This window comes from Nesterenkonia cremea (assembly GCF_014642675.1).
In the GTDB taxonomy this organism is placed as follows: domain Bacteria; phylum Actinomycetota; class Actinomycetes; order Actinomycetales; family Micrococcaceae; genus Nesterenkonia; species Nesterenkonia cremea.
In genome coordinates, this window is the sequence record NZ_BMIS01000005.1 from 139,623 (window position 1) to 158,982 (window position 19,360).

12 protein-coding genes are annotated in these 19,360 nt (G+C 65.4%); 7 read left to right on the forward strand and 5 right to left on the reverse strand.

The window, feature by feature from the left end:
- Window positions 1-75: 75 nt before the first annotated feature.
- Window positions 76-2,166 (reverse strand): acyltransferase family protein, encoded by a 2,091-nt coding sequence (locus tag IEW85_RS07290; protein ID WP_188684171.1) that lies wholly within the window; start codon window positions 2,164-2,166, stop codon window positions 76-78.
- Window positions 2,166-4,514: a glycosyltransferase family A protein gene (locus IEW85_RS07295; RefSeq protein ID WP_188684173.1), complete on the reverse strand. Its 2,349-nt coding sequence runs from the start codon at window positions 4,512-4,514 to the stop codon at window positions 2,166-2,168. Before IEW85_RS07295 ends, IEW85_RS07290 begins: the two co-directional genes overlap by 1 nt.
- 106 nt (window positions 4,515-4,620) lie before the next feature.
- Between IEW85_RS07295 and IEW85_RS07300 the strand changes: the two genes are divergently transcribed.
- From IEW85_RS07300 to IEW85_RS07325, 6 genes are all read left to right on the forward strand, one after another.
- Complete coding sequence (locus IEW85_RS07300) at window positions 4,621-4,938, forward strand: hypothetical protein (protein WP_188684175.1); 318 nt, start codon at window positions 4,621-4,623, stop codon at window positions 4,936-4,938.
- Between the two features lie 275 nt (window positions 4,939-5,213).
- Entirely contained in the window at window positions 5,214-6,362 is a 1,149-nt protein-coding gene (gene wecB, locus IEW85_RS07305) for a non-hydrolyzing UDP-N-acetylglucosamine 2-epimerase (protein WP_188684178.1), read from the forward strand.
- A 94-nt stretch (window positions 6,363-6,456) separates the two neighbouring features.
- Window positions 6,457-6,798: a helix-turn-helix transcriptional regulator gene (locus IEW85_RS07310; protein WP_188684180.1), complete on the forward strand. Its 342-nt coding sequence runs from the start codon at window positions 6,457-6,459 to the stop codon at window positions 6,796-6,798.
- A complete protein-coding gene (locus IEW85_RS07315) occupies window positions 6,779-8,095 on the forward strand; it encodes a type II toxin-antitoxin system HipA family toxin (RefSeq protein WP_229658880.1) in 1,317 nt (438 codons plus the stop codon). Before IEW85_RS07310 ends, IEW85_RS07315 begins: the two co-directional genes overlap by 20 nt.
- Window positions 8,096-8,146: 51 nt before the next feature.
- A complete protein-coding gene (gene smc / locus IEW85_RS07320) occupies window positions 8,147-11,728 on the forward strand; it encodes a chromosome segregation protein SMC (protein WP_188684184.1) in 3,582 nt (1,193 codons plus the stop codon).
- A 72-nt stretch (window positions 11,729-11,800) separates the two neighbouring features.
- Window positions 11,801-12,979, forward strand: a complete 1,179-nt coding sequence (locus tag IEW85_RS07325) for an MFS transporter (protein ID WP_188684314.1) — start codon at window positions 11,801-11,803, stop codon at window positions 12,977-12,979.
- Window positions 12,980-13,111: 132 nt separating this feature from the next.
- Here the strand turns inward: IEW85_RS07325 and IEW85_RS07330 are convergent, their stop codons facing one another.
- The 3 genes from IEW85_RS07330 to wecC form a co-directional block, all read right to left on the reverse strand.
- The gene (locus IEW85_RS07330) at window positions 13,112-14,356 is read right to left on the reverse strand and encodes an ammonium transporter (protein WP_188684186.1); all 1,245 of its coding nucleotides are present in this window, start codon (window positions 14,354-14,356) and stop codon (window positions 13,112-13,114) included.
- Between the two features lie 252 nt (window positions 14,357-14,608).
- Complete coding sequence (gene ftsY / locus IEW85_RS07335) at window positions 14,609-15,784, reverse strand: signal recognition particle-docking protein FtsY (RefSeq protein WP_229658881.1); 1,176 nt, start codon at window positions 15,782-15,784, stop codon at window positions 14,609-14,611.
- Between the two features lie 81 nt (window positions 15,785-15,865).
- Window positions 15,866-17,116, reverse strand: coding sequence for a UDP-N-acetyl-D-mannosamine dehydrogenase (gene wecC, locus IEW85_RS07340; protein ID WP_188684188.1), 1,251 nt, complete (start codon window positions 17,114-17,116; stop codon window positions 15,866-15,868).
- A 74-nt stretch (window positions 17,117-17,190) separates the two neighbouring features.
- On the opposite strand from wecC, the gene IEW85_RS07345 reads away from it, so the two are divergent.
- The gene (locus IEW85_RS07345; RefSeq protein ID WP_188684190.1) at window positions 17,191-19,359 is read left to right on the forward strand and encodes an acyltransferase family protein; all 2,169 of its coding nucleotides are present in this window, start codon (window positions 17,191-17,193) and stop codon (window positions 19,357-19,359) included.
- The last annotated feature ends 1 nt before the right edge of the window (window position 19,360 follow it).

A 19,360-nucleotide genomic window follows, 5' to 3' on the forward strand; every position in this document is an offset into this window, starting at 1 on the left:
GGGCGCCTCCTGCACGTTCGAAGCCCAGGGAGTCAGTCATTCTCTTCCTCATGTGAGAAGTAGTCTCCGTTCAGTCTATTCATAGAGGTGTGGCATCTCCTCGCGAAGCTTCTCATCAAGGACTGGTGCCAGAGTCTCCACGTAGTAGGTGCTCAGATGGCTGTCGTCGTTGTAGACGGCTACACCGCCGATCACAGCGGGACAGGAGCCGTCGGGACATATGTTTTCTGTAAGGTCTACGCTGTAAGTAGCCGGAGGGAGATCCTCCTCGAGGAGAGGGTTCTCATCGGCGTAGATGTCGAATTCTGGGCCGCAGTCGAGGGGGTGCCCCCCGTCTGCGAGACACTCAGGAACATCCTCATCCGGCCGGGCGGTCCCGCGGAGCAGGAGGAGTTCAGAGCCTGCTTCCGTGATCTCAGTCCAACGTTCCGGGGCTCCATCCTGGATTCGTTCCTCGCTGCCTGAACGCATCAGAACTGTGCCTGAGGTGACCACCAGATCAGGTTCCTGCTCGGTCACGAATTCTTGGAAGCCGGCATTCCACTGAGAGCACGTGTCGTTCTCAACATCCTTGGTGTGCCGGAAGCGGCACCCTGACTTGTCAGCGATGACGAGTTCCCAGTTGTTCTGTGCAGCCAGGATCTTCAATGCATGATGCCAGTGCCCCGCGTGCGAACCGCCCGCCAGCATGATGGTCGCATCCGGGTTCTCAGGCCTATCAGGGTCCTCACAGAGGAGGACCTCTCCGGTGCCTGACCCATCGCCGTCCTGGGTGCAGCCCCAGTCGTAGTACATCGACTCGTCTTCAGCGAGGACATCCGTCTCAGGATAGAAATCCTCCGCCTCGGTGGGCTCGAATTCGCCGTCAGTGGTGGCAGCGGCACCTGGATGATCTTCCTCGTCGACACCGGCCATAGAGAAGCCATCGGGGCGGTCCACATGAGTGCTCTGTACGCCATACGACGTGGCTGCGGCTCCTAGGATGAGTGTGCTGGCAGCTAGGGCCAGCAGGGACCGACTGGCGAGGGCACGGACTGCAGCTGGCTGCTCGACCAGGCGATATGTCAACCATGCCATCACCAGAGAGGCAGCGAACACCACTGAGGCTCCCCGGATGCCAACCGCAGGATAACTCCGGGCTTCGAGGTAGAAGATCAGCAACGGCCAGTGCCAGAGGTAGAGGCTGTAGGCGATGTTGCCGATGAAGGCGAACGGTCTATTCGACAGAGAACGTGTAGCTGTCCCGGGGGAGTCCTTGTCTCCCCCCTCGGGTCCGGCAGCTGCCAAAACTAGAGTCAGCCCCAGCAGAGGCCATAAAGCCCAGGGGCCGGGGAAGAGCGCGGCTCCATCGAGAGCGAAGCCGCAGAGAACGATGAGGGCGACTCCCGCCCAGCCAGCAGGGAGTCGGAGAGGTTTGGGCAGCGTCAGTCTTGCGCCAAGGAGCGCCAGCAGGCCGCCGAAGGCCAGTTCCCAGAAGCGCGTCCGTGTCATGAGATACGCCTCCTCCTGGTTCACACCTTGCATGTACCAGGCGAAGATGAAGGAAGCTGTTAGCACTGCGAGTACCAGAAGGCTCATGACAGATAGGGCCGATCGGTTCAGCCGTTTCGCCAGCCAGACAGCGAGCACCGTGACGATGGGCCACACGAGGTAGAACTGACCCTGCACTGATAGTGACCAAAAGTGCTGGAAGGGGCTGCTCTCTGGGCCGGCTGCTCCATATCCGAGCTGAGACCTGATGAGTTCCAGATTCTCAAAGTAGAGCAGGGAGGCGCGTGCCTCTGCCAAGAGCTGATGATGACGGGTGTCAGGAAGCAGCCAGAGTCCGACGATCGTGGTGAACGCGATGACCAGCAGCGCGGGAGGCAGAAGGCGTCGGGCGAGCCGGGCGAGGTAGCGCCCGATCTGGATTGAGCCTCCGCTGTAAGCCGCTTCCCGCAGCAGCATTGCGGTGAAGAGGAAGCCTGAGATGGCCAGGAAGATGTCGATGCCGCCGGAGATACGGCCTGCGCCGAAGAGGTGGAACAGGACGACCCCAAGGATGGCCAGGCCACGCACCCCGTGAAGCTCAGGCCTGTAGCGCCGTTCTGGGAGGCCCCGGCTGAAGGCTTCGACTTCAGGGGATTCAGTGCGTGTGGCGTCGGTTCCAGGGGAGCTGTGTGTCATCAGAATCGGTTCGACGACCTGAGCAGTTCCAGTCGTCGCATGTAGGCCGACGGAGTGCACTCATCGGCGATGAAGTCGAATCCCCGTTGCTGCTGGGTTGTGTATTTCTCGGCGTCTGCCCACAGTTCCAGCACCGTGGTGATCACGTCCTTGGGTGTGGCATAGACCGCAGCGTCCTTGAAGATCGGTTTGAAGTGCGGCGGCAACACAGCAACTGCACCTTGATTGATGGCTTCAAGAATGGACATCCCGAAGGCCTCGACAAGACCGTCGCTGTGGTAATAGACGAAGAAGTCCAGGCTCTGCAAGTAATCAGGAACCGGCATCCCGTTGAAGGGAATCACCGTCCAGTGCGGACCAGGGTCGGGGGGGAGGTGGCCTTGGTCAATCGGAGTCCTTGCACCACCCATCACCTGGACATGGACAGAGCCGTCGGTGGGGTAGATGCGCTCGAAATCTGCCTTGTCGGTAGGCCACTTTCCCTCCTCGTCGCGGGCGTGGCGGCCGATGACGGGAGTGCGGGAGGGCTCGGCGCCTGGGGCGTTGGCCCAATCGCCAGGCTCGATGATGCCCTTCCAGGTGAAGGGTGTGAGCTCCTTCGGAGGCACCAACGGTTCGAGGTACTCCTCAATGACCTCGCTCTGAGCGGTCCATGTCGGGCGGGTCCCGAAGGCGGATTCGAGGTTCGCGGAGACCTCTCGAATGTCATAGCTGCGCCGCTCACCGCTGATCTCGTAGGGAATGTGGTTCGCGACGACGACGACCTGCTGGGCCTCCACTCTGGAACGCGTCCCGAGATCCAGGTAGAGCGAAGCCGGCCAGCGGACGACTACCAGATCTGCGGCAGCGGTGGTGTCCAGCGAAATCCGTTCCACCTGGCCGCTGAGGACCATTTTCTCCAGCTTGGGATGGAATTGGCGGCGTGCCGCAGAGGCGATCAGCCCGTTCTGGACTGGCAGCACGCCGACTTTCAGCCCATGGTCCAGAGCAACCTGGATCTCCTGGCGAAGGGAAGTGGAGTTGCCGGCCATGAAACCGAACTCGGACATGAAGACGACATCGAAGTGCGGAGTGACGAAGGAGCCACGCTCCGGAAGGAAGCTCGGGGGTGCCACGAAGCGTCTGTTCTCCGGATGTTTCGGCATGTACGGATCAGAGGTTCCCTCCGTGATCTGCTGATGCCACGCCTTATAAGCACGGGAGTAAGCCCGCCGGTCCGGGCTCAGGTAGCCGGCGCCCATGTCCGAGCTGGTGAGGTTGTCGGTGCCAAGCAGGGAGAAGGCCATCGGCGGCTGCCACTGTGGCGAGATCTCCTGTCCCCAGACGGCTTCCAGACGGGCGCGGAACTCAGCGTCCCCGCCCTTGCGCACAGCATCCCAGTAGCCGAGCTTCTCCACGACCTCCTCACGGCGGAACATCAGCGAGGCAAAGCTCTGATAGACGATCTTTCCTGTGCCCGATCGGATCAGGAACTGCATCTCCGGATCCACTCGCACCCAGTTGGTCATGACAGCCACTCGTTCTGGGTTCTCCATCAAGTACTTGGCCTGAAACTCGAACTTCTGCGGGTGGTGCCAGTCATCCTTGTCCGCGATGGTGACGAAGTCGCCGGTGGCCATGTCCAAACCGTCATTGCGTACGGAATAGGCGCCGCGGTTCTGCTCGGCAAAGTGAACCTGCACCCGGCTGTCCGACTCGGCCCAGCCTTCGAGCTGCCGGCGGTAGGGAGTGGGATTTCCAGCCTGGTCGGTCGAAGGGGAAGCGTCATCGACGATGATGATCTCTAGGTTCGGCCAGGTCTGGTTCAGCAGTGAACGGATGGCCAGGTCGGTGGCGGTGTCGGGTTCGAAGATCGGCATGATCACGCTGATCTTCGGAGCGTTCTCGATCTGCGCAGCAGGAGCTTCACAGGCCAGGTCGAAGAAGGAGGGATTCTCTAGGTCACGGAACTGCAGGGGTGCAAGGCCGTGATGGGCGAGCAACTCGTTCATCGTCTCCAACCACTCGTGGCGGCGCTTATGATCCCCGGTAATGTTGGGGTTCAGCGCGTTCAGGCGCAGAAGTTTCTGAGAGAAGGTCCAGGTGGCGTCGCGCCCCTGTGAGTCCAGTGTTGTACGAGCTTTCTCGAACCGCCCGCGCCAGATCAGCAGCTCACCATAGATGGAGCGGTCCGGCCCCCCCTGCACGGCGGAGGCTCCGTAGATCTCTTCGGCGAGCTCGTAGATGGTCAGCGCATCCAGCAGATCCATCTCGTTGCGCCGCTGGCTGTACAGCACGCGACCCAGGGCCAGGAACACTCGTTTGGAGAGCAACGGGTGAAGATGCGCGATGACCTCGGCGCGGTACATCGGGATGCGAGCAGACTCCAGGAGAGCGCCCAGGGTGCGGTAGTTGTACCGGTCTTTGGTGGCCGCGTAGGCCAGCACCTCGCGGGCGCCGTGAAGTCGGGTCTGCATGGCCATGGTGGTGAACCATTTCAGCTGCCCCCTGAGCTGCTTGCTCCAGTACCAGACCGAGCCATGGATGGGCGACAGCTTGGTCTCTGTGGAGAACCCGGTGGGCTGGCTCTTCACGCTGCGCATCTGCTGGGCGAGCTTCTTCGAGTGGGTGATCAGCCGGTGTGACACCTTGTTGAAGCCGAGGATCAGGATCAGCACCACCACCAGCAACAGCACTGTGAGAGTGAGGACCACCAGGGTCCACCACTGCATCGAGGCCGCAACCACGGCGAAGGTGCTTGCCGCTGCGAAGACCGCCAAGGCTGCCCAGTGAGTGGGGGTGAGGCTGCGTACAAGCCCTTTCAGCAGCTTGGTCAGGGTAGGGTTCACGTTGCTTCCTTCCTCGCGGCCCAAGCGCATGAGCATGGGGCCTCGGGGGGTCTGGCTCTATGAAGGCTCAGCACCGCTGAGCGTGAGGGAACATGGCAGGTCACAAGTTCTATGGTGACGATTCAGCCTCCAAGTGTATCGGCCGATCCGTGGTGGCGGCCTCCATCAGGCGGCCGTGTCCGTACCCGGTCTCGAGCGCCTCGCTAATAGACTGGCTGCATGAAGAGGATCATGCCGATCTATGGCACCCGGCCCGAGGCGATCAAGATGGCGCCGATCGTCAAAGCGCTCCAGTCCAGCGAGCACTTCGACTGTGAGGTGACCGTCACCGGTCAGCACCGCGAGATGCTGGACCAGGTCAATGAGCTCTTCGGCATCGAGCCGGGCCATGACCTGAACATCATCCAGCCCCGCCAGACCCTCAACGGGGTGCTGACCCGCACTGTCAACGGCCTGGATGAGCTCTTCACCGCGCAGAAGCCCGACGCCGTCATCGTCCAGGGCGACACCACCACGACCACTGCTGGTGCCATGGCCGCCTTCTACAGCGGCATCCCGGTGATCCACGCTGAGGCTGGTCTGCGCTCCTTCGATCTGTTCTCCCCGTTCCCGGAGGAGGCCAACCGCAAGATGACCTCGCAGATCACCTCGCTGCATCTGGCGCCGACCTCGCAGTCGAAGGCCAATCTGCTGCGTGAGTCTCTGCCGGAGGATGACATCGTGGTCACCGGCAACACGGTGATCGATGCTCTGCTGGAGGTCGCTCAGAAGCAGGTGCCATTTTCGGATCCGCAGCTGGAGGACGCTGCGGCCACCGGTCAGGATGTTCTGCTGGTGACCACGCATCGCCGGGAGAACCAGGGTGCTGCCATGGAGGGTGTTGGCCGTGCCCTGGCGCGTCTGGCGGACCGTTACCCGGAGAAGCTGGTGGTGCTGCCGGCTCACCGCAATCCGGTGGTGCGTGAGGCGATCCTGCCGGCGTTGGCCGGACACAGCAATGTCATCGTCACTGAGCCGTTGCCCTATGGGGAGTTCACCCGGCTGATGAACCTGGCCACTGTGGTCCTCACCGATTCCGGCGGTGTGCAGGAGGAGGCTCCTTCGCTGGGCAAACCGGTGCTGGTGATGCGGGAGAACACGGAGCGTCCCGAGGCAGTCGATGCCGGTACGGTCCGGTTGATCGGCACTGATGAGGAGCGTGTGGTCCAGGAGGTCTCCAATCTCTTCGACTCCGCTGAGTCCTACCGGGCCATGGCCAATGCGGTGAACCCGTACGGGGACGGTCATGCCGCTGCCCGGACTGCTGCCGCCATCGAGAAGCTCTTCGATCTGGGCCCCCGCCTGGAAGACTTCGACCCGCAGGTGTGATCAGAGGGCACTGACTCTTCTTCTGTGTGCCAAGCTGAAATAGAATGCTTCTCTGAGGGCTTCAGTAGCAATCTATTTCAGTTCAGGAGCAACTATGGGACGGCAGAAGATCAGCCTCATGCCCCAGGCGGAGGATGCTCTGGGCCTCATCGGAACCCTCATCCGCATTCGGCGCCAGGAGCTCGGGTGGACCGCAGACTCTCTGGCCAAACGCATCGGCGTCTCAGAGCGCACGGTGCTCTCCATCGAGAAGGGAACCCCGTCAGCCTCAGTGGGCAACGTCTTCAACGCTGCCGTGGTTGTCGGCGTCGAACTCTTCGGTGAGGACCGGCACGCGTTGGCGCGCAAACGTCGTCGCGGTGAAGAGATCCTCGGCCTGCTCCCCACCGCAGTGAGGGAGGTGCAGGACGATGACGATGAGTTCAACCGGATCTAGGGTCTACCTCTGGACATGGGTTCCTGGTGCGCTCAGCCCTGTGGTGGCCGGCGTTCTGCGGGAGAAGTCTCAGCGGCGCCTGCTGGGGAACATCACGGCGTACCACTATGATTTCGCCTATGCGGGCTCCTACCTGAGGCGCAATGACGCTGTTCCGCTGAGCCCGGGGATGCCCCTGGTCGACGGTTGGCAGAACCCTCCCTATGAAGCGGAGCTGCATCCCGCGGTGGAAGATGCGTTGCCTGACTCCTGGGGACAGCGCGCCATCCTCCACCGGATGACTGCTGAGACAAGCTCCGCACTGGAGGACCGCGCCGACGAGATCTCTCCGATCACCTATATGCTGCACTCCGCATCGGACCGGACCGGGGCTCTGGACTTTCAGCCATCTCCGGAGCAGTACGTGCCGCGCGTCGAGAGTGCCACCTTGGAGGAGATGCAGCAGGCAGCCGAAGCGGTGGAGGCCGGTGAGGTGCCGGAATCGCTGCGTCACGCAGTGCTGCGCGGCACCTCGATCGGTGGAGCACGCCCGAAGGCTTCGGTGGATGACGGCCAGCACGGCTGGATCGCCAAGTTCTCCCAGAGCTGGGAGACCGAACCCTCGATCCAGTGGGAGTACGCCGCGAACGTCATGGCGGTCAGTGCGGGCATCGACGTTCCAGAATCGGAGCTCAGGCAGGTCCGGGACAGAGAGGTGCTCATGCTGCGTCGCTTCGACCGTGGGGATGACGGATCGCGCCGCATGGTCCTCAGCGCCCACACCCTGGCCCAGGAAGCGGGGGAGCCGCGGGCCAGCTACCCAGGATTCGCCCGATCTGTGCGGCTGCGGTCCGTGACCCCGGAGACAGTCGGTCCTGCAGTGTTCGACCGGGCCGCCTTCAACATCGCGGTGTTCAACGACGACGACCACGATCGCAACCACGCAGCCTTCTGGGACGGCACCAGTCTGGAGCTCACTCCGGCCTATGATCTGGCGCCTCAGGCAGATGTGAAACGGCACGTCACTCAGAGACTGCCCATCACAACCTCCGGCTCCAGAAACTCTGACTTCGCCACTCTGCTCACAGCCCACGCTGATTATGGCCTCAGCCGTCGTGAGGCGGGGGCGCGGATCGACCGGATCGTTGGCGGAATCGAAGATTCCTTCTCCCAGGCCGCAGACCGGGCTCGCCTGACGGCGCGGGGGAGAGAGCGTCTCCGATCCGTGGTACTGCGTCAGCAGGTCTTCGGCGGGATGCCGAAGACGGTACAGGTCCCAGGCGAGTCCCGGACTGCGCGGCGTGATGAGGCAGAATAGGCTGGCATCGGCCCCGTCGGACCCCGCCCAGCAGAGGAGTGAAGCCGTCCAGTGCATCTGAAGACCCTCACCGTCCGCGGCTTCAAGTCCTTCGCCTCTGCCACGACCTTCGAGTTCGAGCCCGGCGTGACCGCTGTGGTGGGGCCCAACGGCTCGGGCAAGTCCAATGTGGTGGACGCTCTGGCCTGGGTGATGGGTGAGCAGGGTGCCAAGACCCTGCGCGGCGGATCCATGGAGGACGTCATCTTCGCCGGCACCGCTGAGCGCCAGCCGCTGGGCCGCGCCTCGGTCAGCCTGACCATCGACAACACCGACGGCGCCCTGCCCATCGAGTACACCGAAGTCACCATCAGCCGGACCATGTTCCGCACCGGCGGCTCCGAGTACACCATCAACGGACAGAAGTGCCGTCTGCTCGACATCCAGGAGCTGCTCTCCGACTCCGGCCTGGGCCGGGAGATGCACGTCATCGTCGGACAGGGCCAGCTGGACCAGATCCTCCACGCCACTCCGGAGCAGCGCCGCGGCTTCATCGAGGAGGCCGCCGGCGTCCTGAAACACCGACGCCGGCGCGAGCGCACCGTCCGCAAGCTCGACTCCATGCAGGGCAACCTGGACCGGCTCGAGGACCTGATCAGCGAGATCTCCCGGCAGCTGGCCCCGCTGGGCAGACAGGCCAAAGTGGCCCGCCGCGCCCAGCGCATCCAGCATGACGTCCGCGACGCCCTGTCCCGGCTGATCGCCGATGACCTCCTGCAGGCCGCCACGGCGCTGAACGAGTCCAGCCAGGGGGAGGAGACCGACAGGGCCCGCGCCGCCGAGCTGAAGGACTCACTGGAGCGCCAGGACGCCGAGATCTCCACCCTCTCCCAGCAGGCCGAGTCGCTGCGCCAGCGAGGAGAGAAGCTGGTGGGCGGCCATCACCGGTTGGAGCAGGTCCAGGAGCGGCTGCGCTCCGTGGCATCCCTGGCCGCCGAGCGCGCCCGCAGCCTCTACGCCTCCGCGGTGGTGGACACCTCCGGCCGGGACCCTCAGGAGCTGCGTGCCCAGGCCGAGCAGGTCACCGCCCAGGCCCAGGAGCAGAAGGCAGAGGTCGACGCCGCCTCCGAGCGTCTGGAGAACATCGCGGCTCAGCGCGAGCAGACCGAGACCGAACTCAAGGCCGAGGAGACCCGGCTGACCGAGCAGCTGCGCGCTGTGGCCGACCGCAAAGCGGGGCTGGCCACCCTGCAGGGCAAGGCGGACACCGCCCAGGGGCGCATCGACGCCGCCGAATCCCGCCGGCGTCGGGCACTGGAGCAGCGGGGGGAGGCTCAGGTCTCTCAGGAGAAGGCGCGCGCCGAGTTTGCCGAGCTGGAGCAGAAGATCGCCGGCATCGAGACCGGTGAGGAGAGTCTCGACGCCGCCTACGAGTCCGCCCAGGAACGCTGCGACGGCCTGCGCGAGACCCATGACCAGCTGCTGGCTGAGCAGCGGCGCCTGCAGAACGCCGTCAGCGAGGACCGCGCCCGCCTTTCCGGGCTCTCCGCGGCACGGACCCCGCGGGACGGCGCGGCCGCCCTGCAGAAGGACTATGCCGAGGGCATCGAATCCTCCCTGGCCGAGAAGCTCTCCATCACCTCCGGCTGGGAGAAGGCCCTGGCCACTGTGCTGGGCTCGTTGGACACCGCCCTGGTCACCGCCGACGCCGAGGCCGCAGTCCGCGCCCTGGAATGGCTGGCCGAGCAGGACGGCGGACGCGCCCACCTGGTCTACCCGGAGCCAGGCGCCTCTGCCGCCCCTGAGCTGCCCGCCCTGCCCGCAGAGGTGGACGGTGCGCTCTGGGCGCTGGATGCCATCACTGTGCCCGAGGAGCTTGCCGCCCCGCTGCGGACCGCACTGACCGGCGTCGTGCTCTGTGCCGATCAGCCCAATGCGGAGATCCTGCTGAAGCAGCCCGAGGTCTCTGCGGCGGTCACCGCGGACGGGACCATCCTGCGGGCCGGCGAGCGGATCGGCGGTACGGCCCTGGAGAACTCCGATCTGGCCATCACCGCGCAGATCAACGACCTCACCGCCACGCTGGAGCAGGCCGAGAAGGACCTGGAGAAGGTCACTCAGCAGGCCGAGAGCTCAGGAGCGGAGGTGACTGCGGCCGAACTGACGGTGGACGAGGCCATGGAGGCCCTCCACGCCAACGACGCCGAACTCAGCGCCATCACCGAGCAGCTGGGCCAGCTCAGCGCAGAGGTCTCCCGCGCCGAGGAGCGCATCACCTCCGCACAGAAGGAGATCACCGAGGCGGCCCAGGCCAAGGATGACGCCGAGGAACAGCTCAAGGAGGTCACCCAGCGCCTGGAGGCCGCGCAGAACGAGGAGATCGAGGAGGACCCCTCCACGCAGCTGCGCGATGAGCTGGCCGAGCAGGCCTCCGCGCACCGGCGCGAGGAGGTCGATGCGCGCCTGGCGCTGCGGGCGGCCGAGGAGCAGCATAAGCAGATGCTGGAACGGGCTGCCTCGCTGCGCCGCAACGCCCAGGCCGAGGAGCACCGCCGCGAGCAGGCTCAGAAGATCGCCGAGGCGCGCAATGAGCGAGGTCAGGAGGCCGAGGCCGTCCAGGCGGAGGCGGACGCCGGCGTCGAGCGTCTCAGCTCCGTGCTGGAGGATGCGCGTGCCGCCCAGGAGACCACCCAGCAGCGCCATCAGCAGCTCACCGAGCAGATTCGCAGCATGCGTCAGGCCCGCAAGGGAGAGGCCGAGGAGCTGGAGGCCGTCACCGGCCGTCTCCACCAGGCCGAGCTGACCCGCACCGAGCTGCGTCTGGCCCTGGAGGCCGCCGAGCAGCGCGGCCATGAGGAGCTCAGCCTGAGTCCCGAATACCTGATCGAGCACTACGGGCCCGATCAGCTGATCCCGGATCCAGACGCCGAGCTGGCCGACGGTGAGGAGCAGGACGAGGAGCCCCAGGGGATCCCGTTCGTGCGTGCCGAGCAGGAGAAGCGCCTGGAGAAGGCCCGCCGGGATCTGAAGGCCCTGGGCAAGGTGAACCCGCTGGCGCTGGAGGAGCATGCCGCCCTGGAGGAGCGCCACACCTACCTCCAGGAGCAGCTCACCGACCTGAAGAAGTCCAAGCAGGATCTGCTGGACATCATCTCCGATGTGGACGAGACCGTGGAGCGGGTCTTCACCCAGGCCTGGGAGGACACCAAGGTCCAGTTCGAGCGGGTCTTCGGCCGGCTCTTCCCCGGCGGCGAGGGACGCCTGGAGCTCACCAACCCGGAGGACATGCTCAACACCGGCATCGAGGTCCACGCCCGCCCGCCGGGCAAGCGGATCCGCCGGCTCTCCCTGCTCTCCGGCGGTGAGCGCTCGCTGACCGCCGTGGCGCTGCTGGTGGCGATCTTCAAGGCCCGCCCCTCACCGTTCTATGTGATGGACGAGGTCGAGGCGGCCCTGGATGACACCAACCTCTCGCGGCTTCTGGTGATCTTCGAAGAGCTGCGGGCCTCCTCGCAGCTGATCGTCATCACCCACCAGAAGCGGACCATGGAGATCGCCGATGCACTCTACGGCGTCTCCATGCGCCAGGACGGCTCCACCCGGGTGGTGTCTCAGAAGATGGCCTCGAGGGAGCAGGAACAAGAGACGGTCTGAGGGCGTTGTCCATTCCATGTGACCACTGAGGCCGAAGGTACCCGCATCCCCATCCCCGCCGAACTGCGGGTCATGATCGTCTCCGCGTTCATCATCGCGATCGGCTTCGGAATCATCGCCCCGATCCTGCCGCAGTACGCCTCCGACTTCGGCGTCTCGGCCATGGCCGTCTCTGCGGTGGTCTCAGCCTTCGGCCTCTTCCGGCTGCTCTTCGCCCCGGCCTCCGGCAAGCTCACCCAGATGCTGGGGGAGACCCCGGTCTACACCATCGGCCTGCTGATCGTGGCGGCCTCGATGATCGCCACCGCTTATGCGCCCACCTACGAGCTGCTGCTGATCTTCCGAGCTGTGGGCGGCATCGGCTCCACCTTCTTCACCGTCTCCGCGATGACCTTCCTGGCACGCAAGGCCCCGCCGCAGATCCGTGGCAAGGTCTCCGGGGCCTATGCCTCGGCCTTCCTGATCGGCAATGTGGCCGGGCCTCTGGTGGGATCCGGCCTCCTGGTCTTCGGTCCCCGTGTGCCCTTCCTGGTCTACGGTGCGGCCCTGGTGGTGGCCGCTCTGGTGGTCTTTGTGATGCTGCGCCGCTCCCGCCTGGAGGATCGCAAGACCGGTGACACCCGGCAGAAGGCCACACTGGCCGAGGCCTGGAGCGTGCGCGGCTACCGCGCGGCGCTGACCGCAGGTTTCGCCAACGGCTGGGCCACTTTCGGTCTGCGGAACTCCGTGGTGCCGCTCTTCGCCGCCTCAGCCTTCGCCGGCAGTGCCTGGTTCACACATAACCCCTGGCTGGAGCCCGGGCAGCTGGCAGGCCTCGCCCTGTCCGTCTTCGCCGCAGGCAATGTGGCCACGGTGATGATCTTCTCCCGCCGCTCAGACCATTGGGGACGGCGCCCACCCATCATCTGGGGTCTGATCATCGCCGGTCTGGCCACCGGCACGCTGGGCCTGGCGCCGGAGCCCTGGACGCTGCTGTTCCTGAGCCTGATGGCCGGTGCCGGCACCGGCCTGATCGTGCCCGCCCAGCAGGCGGCCCTGGCCGATGTTGTCGGCCAGGGGCGCAACGGGGGATCGGTGGTCTCCACCTTCCAGATGACCCAGGACCTCGGCGCCATCGTCGGCCCGCTGGTGGCCGGCCTGATCGTAGACCAGTTCGGCTATGTCTGGGCCTTCGCCCTGACCGGCCTGATCATGATGGTCGGCGCGGCGGCCTGGAGCAGGGCCCCGGAGACGCTGCAGCGCCAGGGCTGACGGCCTCGGGGCCAGAGCTGAAGGGGCCAGCACAGCGACGCCGCCTGTGCACGTGAAGAGGGGCCGGGACCTGATCCGAAGATCAGCTCCCGGCCCCTCTTTCAGTGACCAGACAGACCTCTTACTGAGGTGTCAGTCGCGGCCGGCGGTGACCGTCGGCAGAGTGCCGTAGGCCTCAGTCTGGTGGGCCACGGCGTCGATGCCTGCCTCCTCGACATCCTCAGCCACACGGAACCCGATGGTCTTGTGGATGGCCATGCCGATGATGTAAGTGGCGACGAAGGCGAACACCAGGGTGACCACGCAGGCCACGATCTGGGCCAGCAGCAGGTCGAACCCGCCGCCGAGGAGGATGCCGGAACGGCCGTCGCCGATCAGCTCCTCACGGCCGAACAGGCCGATAGCGATGGTGCCCCATAGGCCGGCCACGAAGTGCAGGCCGACCACGTCGAGGGTGTCGTCGTACTTGCCGTACTTGAAGTCCACGGCGAAGCAGCAGACGGCACCGGCGATGGCGCCCAGGATGATCGCACCCAGCGGGGAGACGAAGGCCACGGCCGGGGTGATGCCGACCAGGCCGGCCACGATGCCGGAGGCTGCGCCCACCGGGGTGGGCTTCTTGCCGCGTGCCCACTCGGTGAGCAGCCAGGCGACCAGAGCGGCAGCCGGAGCCAGCATGGTGTTGATGACGTTCAGGCCGGACTCGTCCGGGAACTCAGCCTCACCGACGTTGAAGCCGAACCAGCCGAACCACAGGATGGAGGCACCCAGCAGGACGAAGGGAACGTTATGCGGCTTGACGGGAGCGAAGTGGCTGCGCGGGCCGATGACCAGCACCAGAGCCAGTGCTGCCAGACCTGCACACATGTGGACCACCAGGCCGCCGGCGAAGTCGACGGCCTCGCCCACAGCGTCACCGATGAGGCCTCCCTCGACCAGCAGACCGCCCTCGCCCCAGACCCAGTGGGCCAGCGGAGCGTAGACCAGGGTCAGCCAGATCGGCACGAAGATCATCCAGGCGGAGAACTTCGCACGGTCAGCGATGGCACCGGAGATCAGTGCGGTGGTGATGATGGCGAAGGTCGCACCGAAGCCGACCTCGATGAGGCCGTAGGGCGACTCTTCCAGCATCGAATACAGGGCGAAGTTGTCGCTCGGGTTGCCGAAGAAGCCGCCGGCAGTGTCGCCGAAGGCGATGCCGTCGCCCCACAGGGCCCAGGTGATGGCCACCAGGCCGATGGCGGCGAAGCTCATCATCATCATGTTCACCGCAGACTTGGTCTGAGTCAGGCCGCCGTAGAACAGCGCGAGGCCCGGTGTCATGAAGAGGACGAGCGCTGTGGCCACGACCAGCCAGAGCGGTTCCACAAATTCCATCAGTTCAGCAGGATCCATGTGTTCCCTCCAGGAAACGTCGCACACCGATGTACTTCACCGGTGCGAGCTGGATTCCATCGTTCTGCAGATGTGTTTCATAAGGAGCGCGTCAAAGTTTCCGCCATGTAAAAGTTTTCCGGGGGAATCTGTTTTCTCACGAAACAGCCCCCGGATTTCCGCATGTCAGAGGTCTTGAGACCCTGCTGCGGCCCTCCGGGGGCTGCCTGTTTTCAATTTGTGATAAGACGTTTCTTATCCCTCGAGGAGGGCGTCCACAAACTTCTCCGTCTCGAAGGGAGCGAGATCATCGGCGCCTTCGCCCAGGCCGATGAGCTTCACCGGGACGCCCAGCTGGCGCTGGATGGCGACCACGATGCCGCCGCGGGCTGTGCCGTCGAGCTTGGTCAGGACGATGCCGCTGACATCGACCACCTCGGAGAAGACCTTGGCCTGGTTCAGGCCGTTCTGGCCCGTGGTGGCGTCCAGGACCAGCAGGACCTCGTCCACCTCGGACTTCTTCTCGACCACGCGCTTGACCTTGCCGAGCTCGTCCATGAGGTTGGCCTTGTTCTGCAGGCGGCCGGCGGTGTCGATCATGACCACGTCGGACTCGTTCTCGATGCCTTCGGAGACCGCCTCGAAGGCCACAGAGGCTGGGTCTGCGCCCTCCGTGTCCGACTTCACGGTGGGAACGCCCACGCGGGAGCCCCAGGTGGTCAGCTGCTCGGCTGCGGCCGCACGGAAGGTATCGGCTGCGCCCAGGGTCACGCTCTTGTCCTCAGCCACGAGCACGCGGGCCAGCTTGCCCACGGTGGTGGTCTTGCCGACGCCGTTGACGCCGACCACCAACATGACTGCGGGGCGGCCCTCAGCGGTCACCGAGAGGCGACGGTCCAGGGAGGGATCGATGAGCGCGGTGAGCTCCTCGTGCAGCATGTCCTTGACCTTGGCGGTGTCCTGGGTGCCCTCTACGGTGACACGCTCCTTGAGCCGGTCCACCAGCTCGAGGGTCGGCTCGGTGCCGAGGTCGGCCATGAGGAGGGTCTCCTCGATCTCGTCCCAGACGTCGTCGTCGATCTTGTCCTGGGAGAGCAGGGCCAGCAGGGACTTGCCGAATACGTTGTTGGACTTGACCAGGCGGGCACGCAGTCGGGCCAGGCGGCCGGCCACCGGTTCCGGGGTCTCGACCTCGGGCTCGGCAGGTTCAGCCTCGGCCTCAGCCTCCTCGGGCGCGGCGACCAGAGTGTCGCCGTCCTCCTCGGCCTCCTTCTCGTCTTCGGGCGGGAGATCATCCTCGTCCCGCTGCGAGGTGTACTTCTCCCGCTTCTCGGGCGGCAGGATCCTGCCGCCCTGAACCAGGAAGAAGCCCAGCACGCCGGCCAGGACGAGGGCAAGGATGATGAAGAGAATCAGTACGTCGAAATCCACCCCACCAGTCTGGCACAGCCGAGCCGAAATCCGGTGCTGCGCTCAGGTTCGGACAGCCGGTGACGGCTCAGTCCGGTGGGCTCAGCGCCAGATGCCGCGGGAGTCGATCAGCCGGGCCTCGCCCAGCTGCTCGGCGGGGATGGCTTTGAAGACGTCATGGTCGACCAGCAGAACCACCACATCGGCGGCGGCGATGGCCTCATCGGTCTGCGCCAGGACGACGTTGGGTGCACCGGCCAGTGACTGGGGCAGCTCGTCGATATGCGGCTCCACCGCCAGCAGCTTAGTCTGCGGGGCACGCAGCGCCAGGGACTCAGCGATCTGCAGAGCCGGGGACTCGCGCAGATCGTCGATGTTGGCTTTGAAGGCCAGGCCGAGCAGCGCGACCGTCGCACCCTCGCCGCGCTCACCGATGGCATCCTCGATGCGGCTGAGCACCCAGGTGGGCTTGGCGTCGTTGGTCTCACGGGCGGTCCGGATGAGCTTGGCCTGCTGCGGGGCGGCGTCGACGATGAACCAGGGGTCCACTGCGATGCAGTGTCCGCCCACGCCGGGGCCGGGCTGCAGGATGTTGACCCGCGGATGGTGGTTGGCCAGCTCGATGAGCTCCCAGACGTTGATGCCCAGCTCATCGCAGATCACCGAGAGCTCATTGGCGAAGGCGATGTTCACATCGCGGAAGCTGTTCTCGGTGAGCTTTGCCATCTCCGCGGTCTTGGCCGTGGTCAGCAGGATTTCGCCGCGGCAGAAGCTGCGGTAGAGGGTCTTGGCCGCCTCGGCCGCTTCGGGAGTGATCCCGCCGATGATCCGGTCGTTGGTGATCATCTCCTCCATGATCTTGCCCGGCAGCACACGCTCGGGGCAGTGAGCCACCAGCAGGTGGTCCTCACGGGAGGGATCGGTGCTCAGGTCCGGGCGGGAGGCCAGGATGCGCTCAGCCATATGCTCCGTGGCCCCCGGGGGAGAGGTGGACTCCAGGACGATGAGCTCACCGCCGCGCAGCTGCGGGGCGATGCCGTCCGCTGCCGACTCGATGAAGCTCAGATCAGCCGAGTGGGTATCGGTGAAGGGCGTGGGGACCGCCACGATAAAGGCATCGGCGGCCGGGGTGTGGTCCTGGGCGGAGAGCTGCCCGGACTTCACCGCGCGCTCCAGCACCTCGCGCAGGCCGGGCTCCACGAAGGGGACCTCGCCGCGGTTCACCGCCCCGACGGTGTGCTCGGACACGTCGACCCCGATGGTGGTCACACCGTGGTCGGCGAGGATGGCAGCGGTCGGAAGGCCGATGTAGCCCAGGCCGATGACCGCGACAGTGGAGATCTCTCTGCTCAACGTGCCCTCTTTCTGCAGGTCGAAACGCGCGTCTTGACTCTATAGCAAGGAAGACCGGTTACAGTAAATCAGTTATGCGGACACGGAGCAGGACACCGGACGCGCCTCCGGCCTCGGCAGCGACAGCGCAGGATCGCAGCAGTCGCGCAGCGACCTTCCAACCCGAGATTCAGGGACTGCGCGCTCTGGCGGTCATCCTGGTGGTGATCTACCACTTCTGGCCGGAGCGGCTCAGCGGAGGCTACGTCGGCGTCGACGTGTTCTTCGTGATCTCCGGCTATCTGATCACCGCGCATCTGTTCAAAGAGGCCTCCACCCGGGGTGCCGTGCGGCTGGGCCGGTTCTGGGCCCGGCGCATCCGCCGGCTGCTCCCGCTGAGCCTGCTGGTCCTGCTGCTGACCGCCATCCTGACCGTGCTGATCATGCCCAGCACCGAATGGTCGGCCGCTCGGCGCCAGATCATCGCCTCCACGCTGTACGTGCAGAACTGGATCCTGGCCGAGGATTCGGTGGACTACTCCAAGCTGGACCAGGGCGCCACTGCTGTCCAGCACTTCTGGTCGCTCTCGGTGGAGGAGCAGTTCTACGTGCTCTGGCCGCTGCTGCTGGCGCTGGTGCTGGCCGTGGCCGCTCTGGTGCTCAAAGGACGTCAGGAGCTCACCGAGCCGAGGGTGCGCAGGCTGTTCCTGTGGACGCTGGGTCTGCTGGCTGCGGCGTCGTTGGTGTTCTCCGTCTGGTTCACCGCCCAGGACCAGGCCCAGGCCTATTTCGTCACCCCTACGCGCATCTGGGAGTTCGCCGCCGGCGGTCTGCTGGCCCTGATCATGGGCTCACGCCAGTTCACCGGCGCCTGGGGCAACCTGCTGGGCTGGCTGGGACTGGCGATGGTGCTGGCCTCGGCGGTGTTCTACGACGATCAGACCCCGTTCCCGGGTTGGACGGCACTGCTGCCCGTGCTGGGCACTGTGCTGATGATCCTCTGCGGCGGCAAGCGGCAGGTGACCGGGATGCACTGGTGGATGTCCTTGAAGCCTGCCACCAAATTGGGAGACTGGTCCTATGCGATCTACCTGTGGCACTGGCCCGTGGTGGTCATGGCGCCCTATGTGCACGAGGGCGCTGAGCTGTTTGCCGTCCAGCTGGTGCTCATCGGTGGAATCATCGTGGTCTCAGCGCTGAGCACCGAATACTTCGAGAAGCCGCTGCGCTACGCCAAGATCATCCTGCCCACCGGCCGTTCCTTGGCGGCGGCGGCCGCCGGCATGGCCGTGGTCATCTCCACCGCCTATTGGACGGTGGAGCAGGAGGAGCAGGGCGCCTCCGAGCCCGAACTCTCCGAGGACCACCCCTGCTACGGCTTCCGCGCCCTGGAGAACCCCGAGGAATGCACTCCTCCCGAAGGGGATATGGGCCTGTACCCGTCTCCAGCCGAAGTGGCTCAGGAGCCGCAGAATCCGGTCTTCCCGGACTGTCAGGCCGACGCCGACCACGACGGTCTCTTCGAATGCTGGCTCGGTGCCGAGGAGGAGGATGCCGACGGCACGATCGCCGTCTTCGGCGACTCCCACGCCACGATGTGGCTGCCGGCGCTGGATGCCATCGCCCAGCAGGAGGATAAGCAGCTGCTGGTCATGACGCGGTCGGGCTGCTCGCCGCGCGCCTCCCTCTCCGACGGCGACGATCCCTGCGGCGAGGCCAACCTGGAGATCCTGGACCGCGTGGCCGATGATGATGACATCGGCACAGTGGTGATGGCCGCCAGCCAGAAGCACAGCGAGTTCGGCGATCCCGAGGTGGAGGTCGACCTGCCCGAGGGGGTGGGTGACTCCTCCACCGGAGCCAGCATGCTCACCCCCATCCAGTATTGGCTGGACGCCGATAAGGACGTGGTGGTCTTCGGCGAGACCCCCCGCATGAACGAGGAGCGCAACGAGGATGAGACGCTTCCCGAATGCGTGGACGTCAACCGCGACGACCTCGGCGCCTGCCACGACGACCTCGAAGACACCCGCGTGGGCGACCGCTGGCTGACCCAGTCGCAGGAGATCTTCGCCGAGGAGCAGAACTACCACTTCGTCGGCACCGAGGACCTGGTGTGCGACGAGGACGAGGAGACCTGCTACGCGGTGCTCGGCGGCGCCATCACCTATAACGACAACAGCCACCTCTCCCAGGGCCTGGTGCGTTCGGTGACTGAGGAGATCCACGAGCGGATGGAGCCTGCCCTGACCGGCGGGCAGTGAG